This window comes from Streptomyces sp. NBC_00390, from assembly GCF_036057275.1.
GTDB lineage: Bacteria > Actinomycetota > Actinomycetes > Streptomycetales > Streptomycetaceae > Streptomyces.
The window spans coordinates 5,831,328-5,853,637 of sequence record NZ_CP107945.1; the positions used below are offsets into that span (position 1 = coordinate 5,831,328).

The 22,310-nt window shown below is 71.3% G+C and carries 21 protein-coding genes; 9 read left to right on the forward strand and 12 right to left on the reverse strand.

What is annotated here, in order from left to right:
• From OHS70_RS25625 to OHS70_RS25640, 4 genes are all read right to left on the reverse strand, one after another.
• Positions 1–720 carry a carbon-nitrogen hydrolase family protein gene (locus OHS70_RS25625; RefSeq protein ID WP_328400934.1) on the reverse strand — a complete coding sequence of 240 codons (720 nt, stop codon included), beginning with the start codon at positions 718–720 and terminating at the stop codon, positions 1–3.
• Positions 721–789: 69 nt separating this feature from the next.
• Positions 790–2,040 (reverse strand): pyroglutamyl peptidase, encoded by a 1,251-nt coding sequence (locus tag OHS70_RS25630; RefSeq protein WP_443062653.1) that lies wholly within the window; start codon positions 2,038–2,040, stop codon positions 790–792.
• 163 nt (positions 2,041–2,203) lie between these two features.
• Complete coding sequence (locus tag OHS70_RS25635; RefSeq protein ID WP_328400936.1) at positions 2,204–3,616, reverse strand: DUF1996 domain-containing protein; 1,413 nt, start codon at positions 3,614–3,616, stop codon at positions 2,204–2,206.
• Positions 3,617–3,751: 135 nt separating this feature from the next.
• Positions 3,752–4,669: an SGNH/GDSL hydrolase family protein gene (locus tag OHS70_RS25640; RefSeq protein ID WP_443062654.1), complete on the reverse strand. Its 918-nt coding sequence runs from the start codon at positions 4,667–4,669 to the stop codon at positions 3,752–3,754.
• Positions 4,670–4,942: 273 nt separating this feature from the next.
• Between OHS70_RS25640 and OHS70_RS25645 the strand changes: the two genes are divergently transcribed.
• Positions 4,943–5,437, forward strand: coding sequence for a DUF3145 domain-containing protein (locus OHS70_RS25645; RefSeq protein ID WP_328400940.1), 495 nt, complete (start codon positions 4,943–4,945; stop codon positions 5,435–5,437).
• Here the strand turns inward: OHS70_RS25645 and OHS70_RS25650 are convergent.
• Positions 5,434–5,907, reverse strand: a complete 474-nt coding sequence (locus OHS70_RS25650) for a MarR family winged helix-turn-helix transcriptional regulator (protein ID WP_328400942.1) — start codon at positions 5,905–5,907, stop codon at positions 5,434–5,436. The two genes, OHS70_RS25645 and OHS70_RS25650, sit on opposite strands and share 4 nt — an antisense overlap.
• 80 nt (positions 5,908–5,987) lie before the next feature.
• Between OHS70_RS25650 and OHS70_RS25655 the strand changes: the two genes are divergently transcribed.
• Positions 5,988–6,680, forward strand: coding sequence for a hemerythrin domain-containing protein (locus tag OHS70_RS25655; RefSeq protein WP_328400944.1), 693 nt, complete (start codon positions 5,988–5,990; stop codon positions 6,678–6,680).
• 86 nt (positions 6,681–6,766) lie between these two features.
• On the opposite strand, the gene OHS70_RS25660 is transcribed toward OHS70_RS25655, so the two are convergent.
• The 5 genes from OHS70_RS25660 to OHS70_RS25680 form a co-directional block, all read right to left on the reverse strand.
• Positions 6,767–8,029 carry a beta-ketoacyl-[acyl-carrier-protein] synthase family protein gene (locus tag OHS70_RS25660; protein ID WP_328400946.1) on the reverse strand — a complete coding sequence of 421 codons (1,263 nt, stop codon included), beginning with the start codon at positions 8,027–8,029 and terminating at the stop codon, positions 6,767–6,769.
• Between the two features lie 85 nt (positions 8,030–8,114).
• Positions 8,115–8,369 (reverse strand): acyl carrier protein, encoded by a 255-nt coding sequence (locus OHS70_RS25665; protein WP_328400948.1) that lies wholly within the window; start codon positions 8,367–8,369, stop codon positions 8,115–8,117.
• Positions 8,370–8,434: 65 nt separating this feature from the next.
• Positions 8,435–9,436, reverse strand: coding sequence for a ketoacyl-ACP synthase III (locus tag OHS70_RS25670; RefSeq protein WP_328400950.1), 1,002 nt, complete (start codon positions 9,434–9,436; stop codon positions 8,435–8,437).
• A gap of 16 nt (positions 9,437–9,452) precedes the next feature.
• Positions 9,453–10,388, reverse strand: a complete 936-nt coding sequence (locus OHS70_RS25675; RefSeq protein WP_328400952.1) for an ACP S-malonyltransferase — start codon at positions 10,386–10,388, stop codon at positions 9,453–9,455.
• 89 nt (positions 10,389–10,477) lie between these two features.
• On the reverse strand, positions 10,478–11,662 hold the full coding sequence (locus OHS70_RS25680; protein WP_328400954.1) for a PucR family transcriptional regulator: 1,185 nt from the start codon (positions 11,660–11,662) through the stop codon (positions 10,478–10,480).
• 97 nt (positions 11,663–11,759) lie between these two features.
• On the opposite strand from OHS70_RS25680, the gene OHS70_RS25685 reads away from it, so the two are divergent.
• A complete protein-coding gene (locus OHS70_RS25685; RefSeq protein ID WP_328405901.1) occupies positions 11,760–12,413 on the forward strand; it encodes a pirin family protein in 654 nt (217 codons plus the stop codon).
• Positions 12,414–12,440: 27 nt separating this feature from the next.
• Here OHS70_RS25685 and OHS70_RS25690 read toward each other — a convergent pair whose 3' ends face one another.
• Complete coding sequence (locus tag OHS70_RS25690; protein WP_328400956.1) at positions 12,441–13,625, reverse strand: L,D-transpeptidase; 1,185 nt, start codon at positions 13,623–13,625, stop codon at positions 12,441–12,443.
• Positions 13,626–13,813: 188 nt separating this feature from the next.
• Here OHS70_RS25690 and OHS70_RS25695 point away from each other — a divergent pair, with 188 nt between their 5' ends.
• The 6 genes from OHS70_RS25695 to OHS70_RS25720 all read left to right on the forward strand — a co-directional run bounded on the left by OHS70_RS25695 (position 13,814) and on the right by OHS70_RS25720 (position 21,376).
• Positions 13,814–15,010 (forward strand): lipid II:glycine glycyltransferase FemX, encoded by a 1,197-nt coding sequence (locus OHS70_RS25695; protein ID WP_389257495.1) that lies wholly within the window; start codon positions 13,814–13,816, stop codon positions 15,008–15,010.
• Positions 15,011–15,609: 599 nt separating this feature from the next.
• Positions 15,610–17,190, forward strand: coding sequence for a murein biosynthesis integral membrane protein MurJ (murJ, locus tag OHS70_RS25700; protein ID WP_443062761.1), 1,581 nt, complete (start codon positions 15,610–15,612; stop codon positions 17,188–17,190).
• Between the two features lie 24 nt (positions 17,191–17,214).
• Positions 17,215–17,898 carry a response regulator transcription factor gene (locus OHS70_RS25705; protein ID WP_328400958.1) on the forward strand — a complete coding sequence of 228 codons (684 nt, stop codon included), beginning with the start codon at positions 17,215–17,217 and terminating at the stop codon, positions 17,896–17,898.
• Between the two features lie 26 nt (positions 17,899–17,924).
• The gene (locus OHS70_RS25710) at positions 17,925–19,523 is read left to right on the forward strand and encodes a HAMP domain-containing sensor histidine kinase (RefSeq protein ID WP_328400960.1); all 1,599 of its coding nucleotides are present in this window, start codon (positions 17,925–17,927) and stop codon (positions 19,521–19,523) included.
• A complete protein-coding gene (locus OHS70_RS25715) occupies positions 19,520–20,083 on the forward strand; it encodes a hypothetical protein (protein WP_328400962.1) in 564 nt (187 codons plus the stop codon). The genes OHS70_RS25710 and OHS70_RS25715 overlap by 4 nt, the downstream gene beginning before the upstream one ends.
• Positions 20,084–20,422: 339 nt before the next feature.
• Positions 20,423–21,376, forward strand: coding sequence for a DUF4344 domain-containing metallopeptidase (locus tag OHS70_RS25720; protein ID WP_328400964.1), 954 nt, complete (start codon positions 20,423–20,425; stop codon positions 21,374–21,376).
• 65 nt (positions 21,377–21,441) lie between these two features.
• On the opposite strand, the gene OHS70_RS25725 is transcribed toward OHS70_RS25720, so the two are convergent.
• Entirely contained in the window at positions 21,442–22,260 is an 819-nt protein-coding gene (locus OHS70_RS25725; protein ID WP_328400966.1) for a serine hydrolase domain-containing protein, read from the reverse strand.
• Between the last annotated feature and the right edge of the window lie 50 nt (positions 22,261–22,310).

Here is a 22,310-nt window from a genome sequence, read left to right on the forward strand (position 1 = left end):
CTACGGCGTCCGGATCTCCGTGATCGCGAGGCCGGGCGCGGCCGGGCCGGCGGTGACGAGCAGGCCGCCGTCCGGGCCCCAGACACCGCTGTTGCCCGGACAGTCCCCTTCCGTGCTGACGCCCACGGCATTGGCGAGCACCACATACAGGCCGTTCTCGCGGGCCCGCACCGGGTAGACCGTCTCGAACGAGTCGTTCCCCGCTGTGAGCACGGAACTCGCCACGTACACCCGGCAGCCGTCCGCCGCGGCCCGCTCGGCGAGTTCCGGGAAGCGGTTGTCGTAGCAGACGGCCAGCGCGAAGCCGGTGCCGTCGAGCGTGAAGCGGCCGTCCTTGTCGCCCGCCGCGAAGACGTCGTTCTCCACGCCGTGCAGATGCACCTTGTCGTAGCGGGTGAGCAGGGCGCCGTCCGGGCCGATCACCAGCGCGGTGATGGCGGGCCGCCCCGACTCCGTGCTCACCGGACAGCCGAGCACGGCAGCGATGCCTCCGGCACGGCAGGCCTGACGTAGCGGTTCGAGACGCGGATCGTCCTCGGTGAGCGTGAGCCCCGCATCCTTGGCGATCAGCTCCACCTCGTACCCCGTGACCGCCAGTTCGGCGAACACGACGAGCCGGGCCCCCTGTCCGGCCGCCGACCGGATCAGGTCCGCCATGGCGCGGACATTGGCCCCGACGGCGCCGGGTGCGGACGTGAACTGCGCTGCGGCCATCTTCATGCGTCCATCATCGCCCGGCGGTGATCCCGCCGGGTCGCCCACGGCGGGATCAGCGTCACGGGCATCCGGTCAGCCGAAGGACGCGGCCACCCGGATGATCTCCCGCACCTGGGCGATGATGTCCAGCCGGTTCCGTACGAACTCCGGATCCGTGACCTCCGTCGCGTTCCCCGTCCCGAACTGCAGGACCGGGGTGTGCACGTGGCCCCCGGGGGCGGTCGCGCCCAGCCTGTCCCGCAGCAGGGTGGCGCGGTACGCGACCTCGTTCGAGAGGTAGTCGCCGCCGCCGCCCGAGCGGGCCGTGGAGCCGGGAGTCGGACCGTTCGCGCGGACCACCGGATCCGTCCCGCCCGCCGGGACCTCCGTCACCTGGGTGTTGTCGAACACCGGGAAGCGCCCCGTCGGGGTCGCGACGATCGCCGCGTACGGCAGTGTCGTCGTGGTCCACTGCGGCTGCGACGCGGGATCGCTCACCGGCACCGTCTCCGTGCGTGAGGCGTTGTCGTTGTCCGGGAATCCGCCCCGCCATGCGCCGTTCGTGCGTTCGATGTCGAATCTGCCCACCCGCCCCTGGCTGACCGTCGTGAACAGATCGGCCTTCGGCAGTTGCGGGCGCAGCGTCCGTTCGACCGTGCCGTCGGCGAAGTCCTGCCAGCGGACGGGGAAGACGGCGGTCTCGATACGGGCCGTCGTGCCGTCGGCGGTACGGATCCAGGTGCCGTCCAGTGCCAGCGCGGCCGCCCCCGACGGATTGCTGATCCGGATGTCGCGGTCCAGCGTGAACGGGTCGAACCCGGTCATCACGATGCGCTCGATCCCCTTGCCCGCCGGAAGGTGCATCGAGTCCTGGCCCCGCGAGGAGCGTTCGAGCCGGTCCAGCAGGCGGGCCCGCTGCGCGTCCGTCAACGCGAACTCCGGCTGCCACTGCCGCAGTGCGGCCGTCATTCCGAGCCGCGCCCAGTACAGCGGTCGGTCGTCCTCCCGGCTCAGATCACCCGCCGCGGGTCCTCGGCCCTGTGCCCGGTCCACGGCCCGCTCCCACAGCGCACCTGAATGGTGCCGGACAGTCAGCTCGGCCTGCCGGTACGAGCGCACGGCGGCCAGTGCCCGGGTGAATTCCGGCGCCACGGTGCCGAATCCGCTGCGGCGCAGTATTTCCTTGGGGACGGCACGCTCCAGCCGCTGCTCCTCGGCGGTGAGCGGCTGGGCCGCCGCCGGCTGAGCGGCGGCGGACGGTGCGGTCGGACAGAGCGCCGTGGCGGCGAGCAGAGTGACGCCGAGGGTGCGGAGAGGGGTGCGGGGCGTGCGTATTCGGAGCACAGGAGTCCTTCCGTCGGAGTGCCGGAAGTATGTCGTCGGGCCGGTGCGCGCGACCAGGTCCGGGCCGGGCGAATGGCCTGGGAGCGGACGGTCTGCGACGTGGTTCCGGCATGGGGCGGCCCGGCGGCGCGCGGTGCGCTGCCGGGCCTTTGTGCGGGAGCGGTCAGCCGCAGCGGCGGCCGGTGTTGATGCAGTTCACCGCCTGCTTCATCAGCGAGTTCGGCATGGCGTTGATGAAGTCGCCGTGGTCGGTGACCGGTTTGTGGAACGACTCGGGGAAGCTGTCGACGGCGAAGCCGGTACTGCCCGCGAGGCCGTTGTAGGTGACACGCTGGACGAGCTGCGGGATCGGCCGGAACCCGGCGGGGCACCTGCCCGTGGCATCGGCGAAGGCGACATGGGACCGGTGGTCGGCGCTGTCGGTGTTCTTGCCGTCCCAGCAGCTCTGGAACTTGGACACGCGCATCAGCCGGCTGCCCTGGGGGCAGATCGGGTACTTGTCCTTCAGCTCCACCCGGTTCTCGAAGCCGGTGCAGGTGAACCGGGCGTTGGCGTTCGCGCCGCCGTTCGCGTTGGCCTTGGCGTCACCGGTGATGATGCGCAGGAACCGGGGCATCGCGATCACCCTGGACCGCGGATTGCCGGTGAACTCCAGTGACACGGACGCGGGCGTGAGGATCCTGCCGATGTTGCCCTCCGCACCGCCGCCCTGCTTGTCGGCGTCGGACTCCTGGACGCCGCCGCGGTCGCGCAGCACGGGCCAGTAGTAGGTGGACCGGTCATCGTTGGTGCAGGTGGTCCGGGCGGCCGCCAGCGACTCGTTGGTGGTGAAGCCGTCGACGCCGGTCGCGCCCACGTAGTCGTGGGTGTGGTGGGCGCCGTTGGTCACCCCGGGGGCGACGATGACGTTGTCGGAGTTGAACTGTCCCTGGGCGTTGACACCGCACCGCGACCGGAAGGTGCCCCGCGAGGCCGAACGGCCGTTGCGTACGGGCCGGACGTTGGGCCGGACGGTGGTGATGTCCACGAAGTCCTCGGGCACGGGGCCGTTGTCGGCGGCCTGCCCCTGCTCGCCTGCGGGGGGCTGCCCGGGACCTGGTGCGCCCGGGGACGGCTGCCCGGCCCCCTGCTGCTGATCGCCCTCCGCCTTCACCTGCGTATCTCCTGCGGCGAGCGTGCACTGCGCGAGGCTCTGCAGGTTCCGTGGCCGCTCGGCCCCCGCCCGCTCGACGGCCACCTCGATCCGCTCCAGCGCGGCCGAGCGTTTGGACCACAGGGAATCGAGGACCGTACGGGAGGACCCCGCCTTCCCCGATGCCCAGCGGGCGTCGGCCGCCTTGACGTCCTGCCGCAGCGCGTCCAGGTTCCGGTGCACCTCGTTGCGTGCCCCCTCGGGTACCCCGGTCAGCCGGTCCTGCACCGACGGACAGACGATGCCTCCGGCGCGCCGGGCGTCGGCGCTCCCTGCGTTGGCCGCCGCGTTGACGGCCACCAGACCGCCGCCTCCCAGCACCAGGCCGGCCACTGCGATGAGTGCCTTTCGCCGAGTGCGGTTCACCTTGTGCCGCTGGTTCATGAAGTGTGCTCGCTCTCTGATGGGTCCGGCCCGAGGCCCGTATGCCGGACGAGGGCCCCCGTTGGCGGCTCACTCTGGCAACACGTCGGCCCCATCCACCCCACGAGTCGCAGGGGCGTCACAGACTCGTAAGACCTACCCGGGCGGCCGGGTGGCCGTGACGTTGCGGTAGGCGATCTCGGCCAGCCGCTGCTGTCCGTCCCGGCTCGGGTGGAACCAGTCCCAGCGGCTCAACTGTTCCCCCTCGAAGCGGTAGTTGAAGACCGCCCCGCCGTCGTAACGGCAGCGCAGATCCTTTCCGCACACGTCCTTGAGCACCTTGTTGTACGCCATGACACGCTGGTGGACGCTCTCGCGCCGCTCCTGCGCCGTGGTGCTCAGGTCGTTGGCGTTGCCCAGCATGGTGGCGCAGATGCCCAGCCGCCAGATCCGGCTGCCCAGCGGATCACTCCGGCCGGTCGACCACAGGCGCTTGAGGTCCGGCACGCTCGAGACGTAGACATGGGCCTTGGGGGCGCCTCGGCGCAGACGGGCGAGCGACGTGACGAAGGACGCCCGGAAATCGTTTACGGGCGTCATCCGGTCGACCGTGTCGGCGCAGGCGTCGTTGGCGCCCACCATCACCGTGACCAGCTCCGGCTTCTTGGCGGCGGCCCGGGTCATCTGCTCGGGAAGCTCGGCCACGTGGGCCCCGGAGCGTGCGAAGTTCCAGCTGTGCGTGGTCACCGCCCGCTCACCGAGCAGGCGCAGCGCCAGGCTCCGTACGGTGTTGTCGGTGCCCGTGGCCCAGGAGACCTCGGGGCAGTCCGCGAACACCATGCAGGCGTCGAAGCCGCGGGTGATCGAGTCGCCGACCGCGGCGAGTGAGTTCGGGCTGCGGTCCCAAACCGGTGTGGGTCTCGGTGCGGGCCGTGTGGGCGCCCCCGAGCGCCGCCCGTCGGTGGACGGTGCGGCGTCGCACCCGGCCAGCGCGCCGGCGGCCGCGAGAAGCGCGGCGGCCGTCATGACTGCGGTTACTGTGCGTGAGCGGTGCGTCCGACTGCTCTGCCGCATGCCCCGATCCCCTCCGTATCAACGGCATCTGACGCCCTGTGACGTCCTGGCGAGTGAAAGCTTCGTGCGTACGGGCTCAGGACCGACAGTACGTCAACCCTCGGGGGTTCTCGCACGGTAGCTTTTCCCCTGTCGACCCAGAGGCTGCACTTCGCCCATCGGCCCCAGTAAATTACATCGCGTCACATCCTGTCCCTTTTGTAGGGATTAGCGCATGATGCTGTTTACTGAGACCGCTGGGAAGGCGATCCTCGTCCCACACTGGAGGTCCCGGTGACGACACGTGGCGTTCTGTACGTTCACTCCGCACCTCGCGCGCTGTGCCCGCACGTCGAATGGGCGGTCGCGGGAGTGCTCGGCGTGCGGGTCCAGCTCGACTGGATCCGTCAGCCCGCATCACCCGGCACCTGGAGAGCCGAGTTCTCCTGGCAGGGCGCGGTCGGCACGGCCGCCAAGCTCGCCTCGGCACTGCGCGGCTGGCACCTGCTGCGCTTCGAGGTCACGGCCGAGCCGTGTGCCACGGCGGAGGGTGAGCGCTACAGTGCGACGCCCGATCTGGGCATCTTCCATGCGGTCACCGGTATCCACGGCGACATCCTGATCCCCGAGGACCGCCTGCGCGCGGCGCTGGGCCGGGCCTCCCAGGGCGGTACGGACCTGGAGGCCGAGATCGCCAGGCTGCTCGGCAAGCCGTGGGACGACGAACTCGAGCCCTTCCGGTACGCGGGCGAGGGTGCCCCGGTCCGCTGGCTCCACCAGGTCGTCTAGCGCTTTCCCTCTTCACCCTGTTCCTGCCGGTCCAGCTCCGTGAGCAGCCGGCGCAGAAAGCCGCGCGCGGCCGCGATCTCCCGCTCCGGCAGCGCCCGGACGAGCGTGCGGTGCCGCTCGGCGGCCCGCTCGGTGACCTTCGCGAGGACGTTGCGTCCACCCGGTGTGAGTGCCAGCAGGGGTGAACCCTTGTGGTCGGGGTTGTCGGTGTACGAGGCGTGCCCGAGCTCCACGAGGTCGTTGGCCACGCGCTGCACGTTCTGCCGGGACACGCCGAGACGGCGGGCGGCCTGCGGCACGGTGAGTGCCTCCTCCGAGATGACGCTCAGGACCTGCCACCTGGCCTGGGTCAGCCCTTCGGTCTGCGCGGTCCGCTCGCCCAGTCGCCGCAGCGCTCCCGCGGCCTCGAACACATCGGCCACCAGCAGTGCCATCTCGTCCGGCGCTGCGTCGGAAAGGCCTCCGGGCATGGGGACTCCTTTGACAATATGTTGTCTGTATGTGAAGGTGTTGTCATTCTAGCCGGGGGTGAACCGTCAGGAGAAACACCATGACCAGGGTCGATCTGTACCGGAACGTTCACATGGGGCAGCGCGCCCGGCTCTTCGCTCTCGCGGTCGAGCTCGGTGCTGCGGACCACGCCGAGCGGAGCGTCATGGAGGAGCTCACGGAGCGCTGCCTGGCCATGACACAGGAGCTCCGTGAACACGCCGACCACGAGGACACCTTTGTCCACCCGCTGCTGCGGGACCGGGCGCCGCGGGCGGCCGACGCGCTGGACGGCGAACATGTACGGCTCGACGCGGCGCTCGCCGCACTCGACGAGCGGGCACGGGCCCTGCCGAAGGAACCGCCGGCGTCACGCCCCGCGGCAGGTCACGCGCTCTACCTGGCGCTGAACGAACTGATCAGCGCCTATCTCGCGCACCTGCACACCGAGGAGACCGTCGCGATGCCCGCCCTGTGGGAGCACTGCGGCGACGACGAACTGGGCGCCGTGTTCGGTGCCTTCCGCGCCTCCCGTACGTCCGAGGAGGCCCTCGCCGATCTGCGCCGTATGCTCCCGTCGCTCCCTCCCGCGGACCGGGCCGCCATAGTGCGTGCCACGCTCGCCGGGGGCCCCGGCACCGAGGCGGGCCGTACGCTCGCCGCGCTCTCCACCACCCTCGCTCCCGCTCAACGCGCACGTCTCTACGCGGACTTGGGTGCTCCGGAGGCCTGGGCGGCCGCCCAGGTCGCCTGACGCGAGCGTGTTTCGCACCCCGCCCGTACGAAGCGGGTCCGGCTCCCGCAGGGGAACCGGACCCGCTTTCGTGCGTCGGACAGGCGTCAGACCGTACGGAACGCCAGCACCACGTTGTGGCCGCCGAAGCCGAACGAGTTGTTGATCGCCGCGATCGTGCCCTCCGGGAGAGGGCGGGGCTCGGCGCGGACGATGTCCGCGTCGACCGTCTCGTCCAGGTCGTCGACGTTGATCGTGGGCGGAGCCGTGCGGTGGTGCAGCGCCAGCACCGTCGCCACCGTCTCGATGCCGCCCGCGCCGCCCAGCAGATGACCCGTCATCGACTTCGTGGCGGAGACCGCCACATGGTCGAGGTCGTCACCCAGGACGCTGCGCAGCGCCTTGATCTCGGCGACGTCACCCTGCGGCGTCGACGTGGCGTGCGCGTTGAGGTGCACCACCTCGGCGGGCTTGAGGTCCGTGGTGTCCAGCAGGTTGCGCAGCGCCGCGGCGATACCGCGGCCCGTCGGCTCCGGCTGCGCGATGTGGTGGCTGTCCGCGGACAGGCCCTGACCCAGCACCTCGCAGTAGACCTTCGCGCCACGCGCCGCCGCGTGCTCCGCCGACTCCAGGATCACCACGCCCGCGCCCTCGCCGAGGACGAAGCCGTCCCGGGCGGTGTCGTACGGACGCGAGGCCTTCTCGGGCTCGTCGTTGTTCTTGGACATCGCCATCATGTTGGCGAACGCCGCGATGGGCAGCGGGTGGATGGCCGCCTCGGTGCCGCCGGCGACGACCACATCGGCGCGGCCGGTGCGGATCATCTCCACCGCGTAGCCGATCGCCTCCGCGCCCGACGCGCAGGCCGAGACCGGGGTGTGCACGCCCGCCTGGGCGTTCACCTCGAGGCCGACGTTGGCGGACGGACCGTTCGGCATGAGCATGGGGACGGTGTGCGGGGAGACACGGCGTACGCCCTTGTCCTTCAGCACGTCGTACTGGTCGAGCAGCGTCGTCACACCGCCGATGCCGGACGCGATCACCGCACCCAGCCGCGCGGGCGCGACCTGGTCGTCCTCGCCCGCCGCAGCGGTGAAACCGGCGTCGGCCCACGCCTCGCGCGCCGCGATGACCGCGAACTGGGCCGAGCGGTCCAGCTTGCGGGCGAGCGGGCGCGGCAGGACCTCGCCCGGGTCGACCGCCGCGGGTGCGGCGATACGGACCGGCAGTTCGGCGAAGCGCTCGCCCTCCAGGGGCTTCACTCCGGAACGTCCGGCGAGCAGACCTTCCCAAGTCGATGCGCTGTCGCCACCCAGCGGTGTGGTTGCGCCGATACCGGTGACGACCACGGTGCGATTGGTCGAGTTCACAGGAATTCTTTCTCCACGTATAGGGGGTGCGGAATGTGCACGGCGCCACCGAGGGTGGCGACGAGCGCGACTCGGGCCGGAGGTGTTACTTGCCGACCTGGTGCTTCGCGATGTAGTCCGCGGCGTCGCCGACGGTCTTCAGGTTCTTGACGTCCTCGTCCGGGATCTTGACGTCGAAGCGCTCTTCGGCGGCGACGACGACCTCGACCATGGACAGCGAGTCGACGTCCAGGTCGTCGGTGAAGGACTTGTCCAGCTGGACGTCCTCGACCGGGATACCGGCGATCTCGTTGACGATGTCGGCGAGACCGGCGACGATCTCTTCCTGCGTGGCGGCCATGTTGGCGCTCCTTCGGTGTGTATCAGAGGGTGTGGCAGCAGCCGTCCGGAAGATCCGTACGGTGCCTAGGGGAGGGTAACGACCGTCGCGGCGTAGACGAGACCCGCCCCGAAGCCGATGACGAGCGCGGTGTCACCGCTCTTCGCCTGACCGGTCGCCAGAAGCCGCTCCATCGCGAGCGGGATCGAGGCGGCCGACGTGTTGCCGGTGGTTTCCACATCGCGGGCGACCGTGACATGCTCCGGCAGCTTCAGAGTCTTCACCATCGAGTCGATGATCCGCATGTTTGCCTGGTGCGGGATGAAGACGTCCAGGTCGTCCGAGGTGATCCCGGCCGCGTCCAGCGCCTGCTGGGCGACCTTCGCCATCTCGAACACGGCCCAGCGGAACACCGCCTGGCCCTCCTGCGTGATGGCAGGGAACTTCGCGACATCACCGGTGCGGTAGTCCGACCACGGAACGGTCTGCTTGATCGTCTCGGACTTGTCGCCCTCCGAGCCCCAGACGGTCGGGCCGATCATCGGCTCCTTCGCCGGGCCGACGACGACAGCGCCCGCGCCGTCACCGAACAGGAAGGCCGTCGCACGGTCCTCCAGGTCGGTCAGGTCGCTGAGCCGCTCCACGCCGATGACGAGCACGTACTCCGCCGAGCCTTCGACCACCATGCCCTTGGCCAGGGTCAGGCCGTAGCCGAAGCCCGCGCAGCCCGCCGAGATGTCGAACGCCGCCGGCTTCACCGCGCCGATCTTGTCCGCGATCTCCGTGGCGACGGCCGGGGTCTGCTTGAAGTGCGACACGGTGGAGACGATCACGCCGCCGATCTGCTCCGGGGTGATCCCGGCGTCGGCGATCGCCTTGCCGGACGCCTCCACCGACATCGCGCACACGGTCTCCTCGTCGGAGGCCCAGTGGCGCGTCGCGATGCCCGAACGCGAGCGGATCCACTCGTCGGACGAGTCGATCGTCTCGAGGATCACCTCGTTGGGCACCACCCGGGTCGGGCGGTAGCCGCCGACTCCCAGAATGCGTGCGTACGGCGCGCCCTGACTGGGCTTGATCTTGGCCATGCTCTACGGCTCCTTGTCAGGCACCCGCCGCGTCAGCGGCAGATGCACCGGTCTCGGCGAGCAGCGTGCGGGCCGCGTCGAGGTCGTCCGGGGTCTTCAGCGCCAGCGTCCGCACACCCGGCAGCGCACGCTTGGCGAGACCGGTGAGGGTGGCGCCGGGGCAGACCTCGATCAGGGCGGTGACGCCCCGCTCCTTGAAGGTCTCCATGCACAGGTCCCAGCGGACCGGGTTGGCGACCTGGCCGACCAGACGGGAGATGACGTCGGCGCCGTCGGCGACGATCTGCCCGTCCCTGTTCGAGACGTAGGGGACGGCCGGGTCGGACACAGTGAGGGTCGTCGCGGCGCCCTCCAGGGTCGCGACCGCGGGCGCCATGTGGTGCGTGTGGAACGCGCCGGCCACCTTCAGGGCGATCACCCGCGCCTTCTCCGGCTTGTCGTCGGCGAGTGCGGCGAGCTGCTCGGCGGTTCCGGCGGCGACGATCTGACCCGCGCCGTTGACGTTCGCCGCAGTCAGGCCGAGCTTCTCGAGGTGGGCGACCACCTGGTCCGGGTCGCCGCCGAGCACCGCGGACATACCCGTCTCGGTGACCGCGGCGGCCTCGGCCATCGCAAGTCCCCGGGTGCGGACGAAACGCAGCGCGGCGGTGTCGTCGAGGACACCCGCGAGTGCGGCGGCGGTGATCTCACCGACGCTGTGACCGGCGACCGCACCGGGGGCCACCTCGCCGAGGGCGGCGGCCGACAGCAGACCGGCGGCCACCAGCAGCGGCTGCGCGACGGCCGTGTCGCGGATCTCGTCCGCGTCGGCCTTGGTCCCGTAGTGGGCGAGGTCGAGCCCGATCGCGTCGGACCAGGCCGCAATGCGGTCGGCGGCGCCGGGGAGGTCGAGCCAGGGAGTCAGGAAGCCGGGCGTCTGAGCGCCTTGGCCGGGAGCGACGAGTACGAGCACCCTCACACTCTCTCTTGTGGACGGCTCCAAACGCCCGTGGGGACAGGGACGAAGAACCGTCAGGGGAATTGTTGGTGTCCGACAAAAGTTTAGGACTGGGCATCCCCGTCGGCCAGACGCCCGAGGATGAGTGCGATCCGCAGCGTGAACGCAGAGCGAACGTCCGAGGGCGACCATCCGGTGACGTCGGTCACACGTCGCAGCCGGTAGCGCACGGTGTTGGGATGCACGAAGAGCATCCGCGCCGCGCCTTCGAGACTGCTCGCCTGCTCCAGATAGACACTGAGGGTCTCCAGCAGCGCCGAGCCCGCCTCCTCCAGCGGTCTGTAGATCTCCTCCACCAGCTGCTCGCGCGCAGCGGGGTCCGCCGCGATAGCACGCTCCGGAAGCAGATCATCCGCGAGAACCGGCCGCGGCGCGTCCTGCCACGCCGAGCAGGCCTTGAGTCCGGCTGCCGCGGCCTGTGCGGACCGGGTCGCGGCGAGCAGGTCGGGAACGATGGGACCTGCGACGACCGGGCCCGCCGCATACGGTCCGATCAGCGCCTTCGCCACATGGAGCGGGTTGTCGCTGCCGCCCGCGATGACCACCAGCCGGTCGCCGAGCACGCCGGTGAGCACCTGGAGCTTGGCGTGCCTCGAGGCCCGGCGGATCGCCTCCACCGTCAGCTCGCTGTCCCCGTCCGGAGCGGTGCCGAGGATCACACACACATGCTCCGGGGAGTTCCACCCGAGCGCGGCGGCGCGCGAGACGGCGCCCTCGTCCGCCTCGCCGGACAGCACCGCGTTCACCACGAGCGACTCGAGACGGGCGTCCCACGCGCCGCGTGCCTCGGCGGCCTGCGCGTACACCTGCGCGGTGGCGAACGCGATCTCCCGTGCGTACACCAGCAGCGCCTCACGCAGCACCGACTCGTCGCCGGGTGCGGCGACCTCGTCGATCGCGGCCTCCATGACCTCGATGGTGGTGCGCACCATCTCCACGGTCTGGCGCAGGGTGATCGCCCGGGTCAGCTCCCGCGGAGCGGTGCCGAAGACATCGGTGGAGATCGCCTGCGGGGTCTCAGGGTGCCGGAACCACTCGGTGAACGCGGCGATACCGGCCTGGGCGACCAGGCCGATCCACGACCGGTTCTCCGGGGGCATGGCCCGGTACCAGGGCAGCGTCTCGTCCATGCGGGCGATGGCGTTCGCGGCCAGCCGGCCGGACGACTGCTCCAGCCGGCGCAGGGTCGCATTGTGCGGATGGGGAGGATTCGCTGCAGGTACGGGCACGGGGACAAGAGTGCCTTATCAGGACGCCCGGGCGGAGTGCAGGGGTTCTCTTCCATCGAGTCGGGTGCTGCGGCGGCCCGGCTACGGTGGAGGCGTGATTTCCGTTCGGCGCGCCGACGAGCGCTACCGCGGCGGGGACTCGGCCTCGGGCATAGAGTCCCTGCACGCCTTCTCCTTCGGGCGGCACTACGACCCGGACAACCTCCGCTTCGGCGCGATCCTCGCCTGCAACGAGGAGCGGCTCGCGCCCGGCGCAGGGTTCGACGAGCATCCGCACAGCCACACCGAGATCGTCACCTGGGTCGTCGAGGGCGAGCTCACCCACCGCGACTCGGCCGGCCATGCCACCGTCGTACGGCCCGGGGACGTCCAGCGGCTCAGCTCGGCGGGCGGGGTGCGGCACGTCGAGCGCAACGACGGCGAGCTGCCGCTGGTGTTCGTGCAGATGTGGCTCGCCCCGCTGGAGCCCGGCGGCGAGCCGGCGTACGAGATCGTGCGCGGCATCGCCGACTCCACCCCGTACGCCCTCCCGCAGGCCGGCGCCATGCTCCACGTCCGCCGCCTCGCCGCCGGCGAACGCACCGCCGTGCCGGACTCGCCGCTGGTGTACCTGCATGTCGTACGCGGCCGAGTGCGGCTGTCCGAGGACGGGTTGGGTGCCGGTGACGCCGCGCGGATCACCGGTGCCGAGAGCCTGGAACTCACCGGCACCGAGGCCGCGGAGGTGCTGCTGTGGGAGCTCACGGGCTGACCTCGCCCGCCGTCTCCTGAGGCCCTCTCAGCGCAGGGCACTCGTCGCCTGCCAGTCGGCCCACGACAGGTTCCAGTCGCCGAAGCCGTTCCCCGGGGCGACCGTGCCCTTGGTGTCCGCGCCCTTGATCTCGAACGGGTCGCCGACCCGCACCTGGCCGTAGAACCACGCGGCGTCGGCGTCGCTCATGCCGATGCAGCCCGAGCTCATGTTGGCCTTGCCGAACCACTTGGCGTTCCACGGCGCCGCGTGCGCGTACATCCCGGACCAGGTCAGGCGCATCGAATGCTCGACCATCTTGTCGTAGGCGTCACCGAGGCCCACCGTCTCGGAGTTCATGTTGATCGTGCCCTCCTTCGCCATCAGCACCGCGGTCCCGCGCCAGGAGCGCTTGTCGCCGCCGGGGGTGCCGCCCGAGACCGGGATCTTCCGTACGGCCTTGCCGTCGCGCTCCAGGGTCAGCTGATGGCGGTCGAGGTCGACCTTGACGATCTGACGCGCACCGATGGTGAAGGTGGCCGAGTAGTCGCGTACGAACCAGCCGCCGGCCGCGCCCGAGTCGGTGCCGTTCAGCTGCGCGTCGAGGGTGACCTCGGTGCCGGGCTTCCAGTACTCCTTGGGCCGCCAGTCCACCCGGTCCCGGCCGGACCAGTCCCGCATCCAGCCCCATGACCCCTCGGTGTTCTCCGAGGTGGTGATCTTCAGCTGCTTCTCCACCTCCGCCTTGTTCTTCACCGGGTTGTCGAAGACCAGGGAGATCGGCTGGGCGACGCCCACGGTGGTGCCGGTACCCGGGCGCCAGTCGACCTTGTTGACCTTGCCGGCCGCGGCGGTGGCGAAGGAGTGCTTGCTCGTACCGGTGGCGCCGTCCTTGGTACGGGTCGCCGCCGTGACCGAGTACGCGCCACCCGGCACCGTCCTGCGGTCCGAGGTCCACCGCGCACCGTCGGTCGAGACCTTCCCGGTGAGCGCGCGGCCCTTGGCATCGGTGACCGTGACCTCGGTGAGCCTGCCGCCGGTCGCGGTGACCACCACCGGTTCGCCCGGCTTCGCCTGCCGCCCCTCGGGTCTCACGGTGACGGTCGCGGGCCGGTCACCGGCCGGCCTGCCACCGGGCTTGTCGTCCGGCGCAGGGGGGCTGACAGATGAGCAGGCGGCGAGCGGGACGAGCACGAACGCCGCGGCCGCACGGCGCACAGATATGTGACGCAACGGAATACCTCCGTCGGGAGTTTGGTGGGATATCGCGACTCTAGGTCGGAGTAAGCGCAGGTGAGCGGCGCGAGAGCAATGTGACGGCGACTGGTGAGGAACGGTCATGGTCCGGTCACAATCGCCGCGCGGGACGGTCATGCGCGGCTGTGAGCATCCTCTGCGTTCCCCACAGAGAGGCTGACACCGTGTCTGCGCTGCTCGTGAGACCCGGCCGTGGTCAGGACGACCGACGCCGGGAAACCCTGCTGGAGCCCGTCACCGCCGAGACCTACCGCGCGTTCCTCGCCTCCCGGGCGGGCAGCGCGCTGGGCGCAGGCTTTCTCCAATGCCCGTCCTGGGCCCAGGTCAAGGAGGGCTGGCGCGCCCAGCTGCTCGGCTGGGGCGCGGACCCGGCCGCCGGGAAGCTGACGGGCGTGGCGCTCGTGCTGCTGCGGCAACTCCCGGGCACCCGCCGCTTTTTCGCCTACCTTCCCGAAGGGCCGGTCGCCGACTGGGCCGACCCGGACATCGACGGCTGGCTCGACCCGCTGCTGAGTCATCTGCGGGCGGCGGGCGCGTTCGCCGTGCGTATCGGCCCCTCGCCCGCGTACCGCCGCTGGGACGCCGCCCGGCTCAAGTCCCTCACCGGGCCCGGCCGGCGCCTCGCCGACGTCCTTGCCTGCGAGGTCGACCCGCTCGGCACGACGGTCGCCGAACGGCTGCGGACGCGCGGCTGGAAACGCTGCGGAGAGGACGGCGGCGGGGGCGACGGTGACGCGCAGCCTCGCCATGTCTTCCAGGTGCCGCTCGCCGGACGCACCACCGGCGACCTGTGGTCCGGCCTCAACCAGGAGTGGCGGCGCAACGTCCGCCGCGCGCAGAAGGCGGGCGTGGAGGTGGTGGTGGGCAGCGCCGCGGACCTTCCCGAGTTCTACCGGCTGCTGCGTATCACCGAGGAGCGCGACGGTTTCCGGCTCGGCCGCTCGCTCGCGTACTACGAGCGCCAGTACGCGGTCCTCAACGCCGAGGAACCGGGCCGGATGAAGCTGTATCTCGCGCGCCACGACGGCGAGACGCTGGCCGCCCACACCATGATCACGGTCGGCCGGCGGGTCTGGTACCAGACCGGTGCGTCCGCCGACCACCGCCGAGAGGTCCGCCCCTCCAACGCCCTGCAGTGGCGGATGCTGCTCGACGCCCACGCACTCGGCGCCGACGTCTACGACATGCGCGGGGTACCCTCCACCCTCGACCCCGACGACCGCCCGTTCGGACTGCTGCGCTGGAAGCTCGGCACCGGAGGACAGGTCGTCGAGACGCTGGGGGAATGGGAGAGACCATTGGGCGGGACGGCCAACCACACGCTGTACCGGGCCTTCCAGGCGTACATGGCGCGCCGATGAGCGCGAGCGGGGCCGCACGCGCGGACGCATCGGCCGCCACGGGGGCGGCCGATGGCGAGCGTGGTGCGGCGTCCGGTGAGGCACAGCCCGCCGCGGCACCCGCGGGTGCGGGCGTACCGGCCGTCACGGGGGCGGCCGGAACGGAGGACCCCGCGGGGTCCGGCACCGCCGCACCTGGTGCGGGCCGGGTGCCGGCCCGGGCAGAAGCGGTCGCGGCAGCCGAGGCCGAAGGGGGCGCGCGTTCCGGCCGTACGGACGGCGCCGGCGGAACCGTACCCACCGGACCGGCGGGTACCGGAAGCCACTTCGCGGCCGCCGGGGCCGTGACCACCATGGCCCCGGCGGGGGCACCTCCCCGTGACCGCGACGGCGCACGGTCCGGCGGTGGCGACGACGGGGGCCAGGGCACTGTGAGGTCCGGCACCGCCGCACCTGGTGCGGGCCGGGTGCCGGCCCGGGCAGAAGCGGTCGCGGCAGCCGAGGCCGAAGGGGGCGCGCCGCGCGGCGGCGACGGCGGGTCCGTCGCCGACGGGCCCCGGGGCGCCGCCGGTCCCGCGGTCGAGGGCCGCCCGCAGTCCGTGCTGCGCAGCGGTGTCCTGATGGCCGCCGGGTCCGTCGTCTCGCGTGCCACCGGGTTCGTACGGTCCGCGGTCGTCGCCGCGGCCCTCGGCGTCGGGCTCACCGCCGACGGCTACGCGGTCGGCAACACCGTGCCCACCGTGGTCTACATGCTCCTCCTCGGCGGCGCGCTGAACGCGGTCTTCGTGCCCGAGCTGGTCAAGGCCGCCAAGGAGCACGACGACGGCGGCACGGCCTACACCGACCGGCTGCTCACCGTCTGCGTCCTCGCCCTGCTGGCGATCACCGCCGCAGCCGTCTGGGCCGCGCCGCTCGTCATCGACATGTACACCGACTACCCCGGCCCCCAGGCCACCATGACGGTGGCCTTCGCCCGCTACTGCCTGCCGCAGATCTTCTTCCTCGGGCTGTTCACCCTCCTCGGGCAAGTACTGAACGCCCGCGGCCGGTTCGGCGCGATGATGTGGACACCGGTCCTCAACAACGTCGTCGTCATCGGCGTGTTCGGGCTGTATCTGGTGACCGGCGACGGCGGCACGCTCACCGCGGGCGAGACCGCGCTCCTGGGCTGGGGCACCACGGCCGGGATCGCCGTCCAGGCCCTTGCGCTCGCCCCCGCCCTGCGCGCGGCCCGCTTCCGCTTCCGGCCCCGCTTCGACTGGCGCGGCAGCGGGCTGACCCGGCCGCTGCGTTCGGCCGGCTGGCTGGTGCTGCTGGTGCTCACCAACCAGCTCGCTTACTGGGTGACGACCAGGCTGGCGACGGATGCGGGCAGGCACGCGGTGGACCAGGGCATCGACGGCGGCGCCGGGTTCAGCGCGTACAACAACGCCTATCTGCTGTGGGCCGTACCGCACGGCATCGTCACCGTGTCGCTGGTCACCGCGCTGCTGCCGCGGATGAGCGGCGCCGCGGCGGACGGCGACACGGCGGGCGTGCGGCGCGACGTGTCGTACGCCCTGCGCAAGAGCGCCGCGATCGTGGTGCCCGCCGCGTGCGCGCTGGCGGCCCTCGCGCAGCCCGTGATGGCGCTCGTCTTCCAGTACGGCAGGACCGGCGCCGACGACATCGCGGTGATGGCGGGCATCCTGGTGGCGTTCGCACCCGGACTCGTCGCCTTCTCCGGCCAGTACGTCCTCTCCCGCTCGTTCTACGCCCTGTCCGACACCCGCACGCCGTTCCTGCTCAACCTGGTGATCGCGGGCCTCAACTCGGCGCTGTCCGTGACGGCGTACGCCCTCCTGCCCGCACGCTGGGCCGTGACGGGCATGGCCGGGGCGTACTCGCTGGCGCTGTGGGCGGGCTGGGCGGTCACGGCGTACGTCCTCAACAGGCGGCTCGCACCGCCGTCAGGACGCGCTCCCCGGCTGTGGCGTTCGGCGACCGTGGCAGCCCAGGCCCGGCTGCTGCTCGCCGCCGCCCCGGCCGCCGTGCTCGGGTACGCCGCGGCCCGCTGGGCGGCCGGGGCCGGACCGGTCGCGGCCACCGCGGGCGGCGCGGCAGCCCTCGCGCTGACCTTCGTACTCCTCGCCCGCCCGCTGCGGCTCACCGAAATCGACGCCCTGCTCACCGGCGTCCGCGGACGTCTCGCCCGCCGCTGAACCTCACCTGGGGATACTCCATACATGCCTCGCGTCCTGCTCATAGAAGACGACCCCTCCGTACGGGAGGGGGTCGAACTCGGCCTGCGCCGCCGCGGTCACGACATACGGACGGCCGCCACGGGTGAGGCCGGGCTCGCCGCGCTCGGTGAGTTCCGGCCCGATCTGCTCCTGCTGGATCTGATGCTGCCCGGTATGAACGGCGTCCAGGTCTGCCGGAAGGTCCGGGAGACCAGCCAGCTGCCGATCATCATGCTCACCGCCCGCGGCGACGACTTCGACGTCGTCGTCGGGCTCGAGGCCGGTGCCGACGACTACATCGTCAAACCCGCCCGGACCGAGGTGATCGAGGCCCGTATCCGGGCCGTGCTGCGGCGGATCGAGGACACCGGAGGCGGCAGACCCTCCGTCGAGTTCCACGGCGAGCTCGCCATCGACCGCGCCGGGCTCACCGTCGCCAAGTCCGGGCAGCGCCTCGCGCTCGCGCCCTCCGAGCTGAAGCTGCTGCTGCATCTCTGCTCCGCCCCCGAGCAGGTGTTCAGCCGGCAGCAGCTGCTCGAACATGTGTGGGAGCACAGCTACCACGCCGACGCGCGGCTCGTCGACGCCTGTGTACGGAGGCTGCGGAACAAGATCGAGGACACGCCCGGCAGTCCCCGCTACATCCAGACGCTGCGGGGCTTCGGCTACCGCTTCGGACCGCTGTGAGGCTCCGCCGCGGTATGACCGCGAGCATGCGCGACACGGCCGCCCCGGGCGCGGACGTTGCCGGCGGAGACGTCCCGGGGGCGGACTCGGCCGGCGCAGACCATGCGCCCGCGAGCCGCACACACACAGGCCCGACGCGCGACGGCAGCGCGAGCGCCCGCTCGGCGCGCCGTGTCCTCGCGTTCGGCCTGCGTGCCCGCCTCGTGCTCGCCTTCCTGCTGGTCGCGGCGGTCAGCGCCGCGACGACCGCCACGCTCACCTACCGCGAGGCGCGTAACGCGGTGCTGGTCACGGCCCAGGACACGGCGGTCACGTCATTCCGCGACCGGGTCCAGCTGCTCGGTGTCGAACTGCCGCTGGACCGTCGCGGACTGCAGGACGAGCTGCGCGACATGGCCCGCAAGGGCAAGCCCCACCCGTGGATCGTCTTCGCCGAGTACGGCTCGCTGCGGATCTCCTCCGGGACCAGACCCACCTCGGGCGTGATCACCCCGGAGCTGCGCCGCACCGCACTCACGAGTCCGCACGGAAGTTTCGAACGGGTCGTCAAGGACGGTGTCCCGTATCTGACCATCGGCATGCCCGCCGTCTTCAAGGTCGGCCCCAACGGCGTTCTGCACAGCGGTCTGACCCTGTTCGCCGTGATGCCGATGACCGACGAGCAGGCCAATGTCGAGGCCTTGGTCACCGCGGCCAGGGACGGCGCGCTGCCTGCCCTGGCGGTGGCGCTGGTCCCCGCACTGCTCGCCTCGCGCAGCGTGCTGCGACCCGTCCGCGAACTGCGCAAGGCCGCGGGCAACATGGGCAGCGGCCGTCTCGACACCCGGATCCAGGTCCGGGGAAGGGACGAACTGGCCGATCTGGCCAGCACGTTCAACGAGTCCGCGGCCGCGCTCGAACACTCCGTCGACGAACTGAGGCAGGCCGAGGCCCGCGCCCGCCGTTTCGCCTCGGACGTCTCGCACGAACTGCGCACTCCGCTCGCCGGGATGCTCGCCGTCACCGAGGTCCTCGACGAGGACGCGGACCGGCTCGACCCCGACACCGCGAGGGCCGTCCGGCTGATCAGTGCCGAGACCGGGAAGCTCGCCGTGCTGGTCGAGGATCTGATGGAGATCTCCCGCTTCGACGCCCGTGCGGCCGAGCTCAACACCGACGAGGTCGACGCCGCCGAGGCGATCCGCAAGACCCTGCAGAACCGGCACTGGACCGACGACCGGATCCGCACCGAGCTGCCCCACGGCATCCGCGCGCGTCTCGACCCGCGCCGCTTCGACCTCGTGGTCGCCAATCTCGTCGGGAACGCGCTCAAGCACGGCGGCGCACCTGTCGCCGTACGGCTGCGCACCGAGACGGGCGCGGACGGTGCGGCCGTGCTGGTCACCGAGGTCGAGGACAGCGGACCCGGCATCCGGCACGATGTGCTGCCGCACATCTTCGACCGCTTCTTCAAGGCCGATGCCGCCCGTACCCGCTCGGCGGGCAGCGGACTGGGACTCGCGATCACGCAGGAGAACGTACGGCTGCACGGCGGCACGGTCCGGGCCGCGAACGCGCCCGGAGGCGGGGGCGCGGTCTTCACCGTCGAGATACCTCTCACGGCGGCGACGGAGGCCACGCCATGAGACGACTGCGCGGTGCCGCCGCGCTGCTCGCGGCCGCGCTGGTGCTCACCGGCTGCGGTATCCAGGAGACCGATGTCGTCGAGGCGGGCGGTCCCGCCACCATCCAGGTCTTTCCCCAGAGCTCGACCGGGATGGTGCTCTTCTTCCGCTCTCCGGACGGGGAGCTGTTGCCCGTGATCCGTTCCCTGGAAGGGGAGTTCGAGGATCCGCAGAGCCCGGGGGCGTCGACCGGCGAGACGCTCTCGGTGCTGTTCGCGGGTCCGGCCGAGCGGGACCGCGCGGCCGGACTCACCACCGGTCTGCCCGAACTGCCCCCCGGCGCCACGCTGCGCGCAGCGCCGTCCGACCGGAGCGGGGTCGAGGTCACCCTGCCGATCGCGCTCGGCCGCCTCGACGACACCGCGATGCGCCAGCTGGTCTGCACGATCGCGTTCAGCGAGGACCCCGAGGGGCTCACGCCGGTCCACCTCCGAGGCACGGACGGCCCGCTGGAACAGGCCAACTGCGACGCCGACATCGACCTCGGCGTCCAGCCGCGACCGACCGCACGGCCGAGCTAGCCGCGCCCACCGGGAACGGATGGCCATCGCGCTGCACCGGCAGGGTGAATGCCCCCGGGTTCGATCTCCGATCCGGGCAACCGGGGAATCGCTGCTCCGGCGGACCGAACGGTGCCCCGGGAGCTCCGGGGCGCTTCACCCCGGTGCGAGATCGCGGCCGGCCCTGACTGACGGGCAAGAATCGCCACAAATGGACGATTGCGGACATGAGGTCCGTCGATCATAATCCGCGTGTCAGGTTCGGGTCCTGCCTCCGGCATCGGGAAGTGGCTCCGGCGGCCACGCGAGTGCAACCGCCCGCCCCAACGCCCTGACCAAGGAAAGGAGCTGACCAGGGTGGTGAGCGGTGGTGCGTACTCGGCCAGGTCGAGGACTGCTTTCGTGGGGGCGCTGCTCGTCGCCGGCGTGGCGGTCGTCTCGTGCGGCGGCGACGGCAACACGGCCGGCGTGAGCGGCAAGGTCACGGTCGTCTACGAGGACAACACGGTCAAGCCGAAGGACCGGCATGCCGTGACGGTGATCCGGAAGTCCGGCGTCCTCGAGCAGGTCGCCGACTGGGTGAACAAGTCGGTCGCCCTCCCGCACGACATGGTCGTGAAAGTCACCGACAAGGTCCCACCAGGGGTTACGGATGCGGTCACCCAGCCCGACGGCAGGACGATCTTCGTGCCCCCGGCGTTCCTGACCCAGATCGAAGGGGTCCTCAGTGACGTGGTCAAGACCGTCAAGCGTCCCGCCGTATTGCCCGAGGCCCAGTTCAACGCCGACGACCTGACCACGCTGTCGACCCAGTTCATCCTGGGCCACGAGATGGGCCATGCTCTGCAGCGTCAGCTCCTGCTTGCGAATCCCGGTCTCGAGGAGGTCGCCGCCGACGGGTTCGCGTCGTTCTACACCGTCAACGAGGTCGGACCGGGTCCGTCGCTGGCAACGGCAATCCTTTTCGACGAGCTCGCCCGCGAGGAGGGCAAGCTGACGCTGGAGGGGTTCTCGAGCGATCACCCCGTCACCCAGCAACGGGTCTTCACCTTTCTCTGCTACCTCGAGGGGAGCGACCCGAAGAGGTACTACGGCTCCCTGGTCGGTGCGGGTTACCTGCCGAAGACCCGCGCCCCGCTGTGTCCGCAGGCCTGGGCGATGCTGGACTACGGCTGGTGGACCCAGCTCCAGCCGCATTTCGCCGAGGCATTCAAGGACCAGGGTGACAAGACGCAGGAGAACGCACGCGACCACCTGATCGCGGAGACGAAGGCCTTCGAGAAGCAGATCGACGACCTCCGCAGAGGGCAATGAGCAATGCCGGCAGGAGCTGAACCGTCACCCACCCGCTGAGAGTCCTGCTGCAGGCAGGTGCGCGACTACCCGTTCTTGAGGTCGGCGAGCACCGCGTCGGTGAACTGCGGCCAGGCCTCGATCGCCCACGGCCCGAAGGCCCGGTCCGTGAGCGCCACGCACGCCGCCCGGGCATCCGGGTCGATCCACAGGAACGTGCCGGACTGGCCGAAGTGACCGAAGGTGCGCGGCGAGGAGGAGGCGCCGGTCCAGTGCGGCGACTTGGAGTCGCGGATCTCGAAGCCGAGACCCCAGTCGTTGGGCTTCTGGTGCCCGTATCCCGGCAGGATCCCCGACAGTCCCGGGTGCACGACCGACATGGCGTCGAGCACCGTGCGGGCGTCGAGCAGCCGCGGTGCCTGGACCTCCGCGGCGAAGCGCACCAGATCGTCGACGGTGGACACACCGCCCTTCGCCGGGGAGCCGTCGAGCGTCGTCCCCGTCATACCGAGCGGCTCCAGCACCGCCTGGTGGAGATAGTCCGCGAACGGGATCTCGGTCGCCTTGGCGATATGGTCCCCGAGCACCTCGAAGCCCGCGTTCGAATAGAGCCGGCGCGTGCCGGGCGCGGCCATGACCCGGTGCTCGTCGAAGGCGAGCCCGGAGGTGTGCGCGAGCAGATGCCGCACCGTGGCCCCCTCGGGCCCGGCCGGCTCGTCGAGCTCGATCGCCCCCTCCTCGTAGGCCACCAGCGCCGCGTACGCCGCGAGCGGCTTGGTGACGGAGGCCAGCGGGAAACGCCGGCCCGTCGGGCCGTACGATCCGGCGACCGTGCCGTCCGCTCGTACGACGGCGGCGGCCGCGGTCGGCACGGGCCAGTTCTCGATCATCGCCAGGCTCTGCATGCGTACGAGCCTAATTCTTCGCCCGCGGCGCACGGGACGGCGGGTGGACC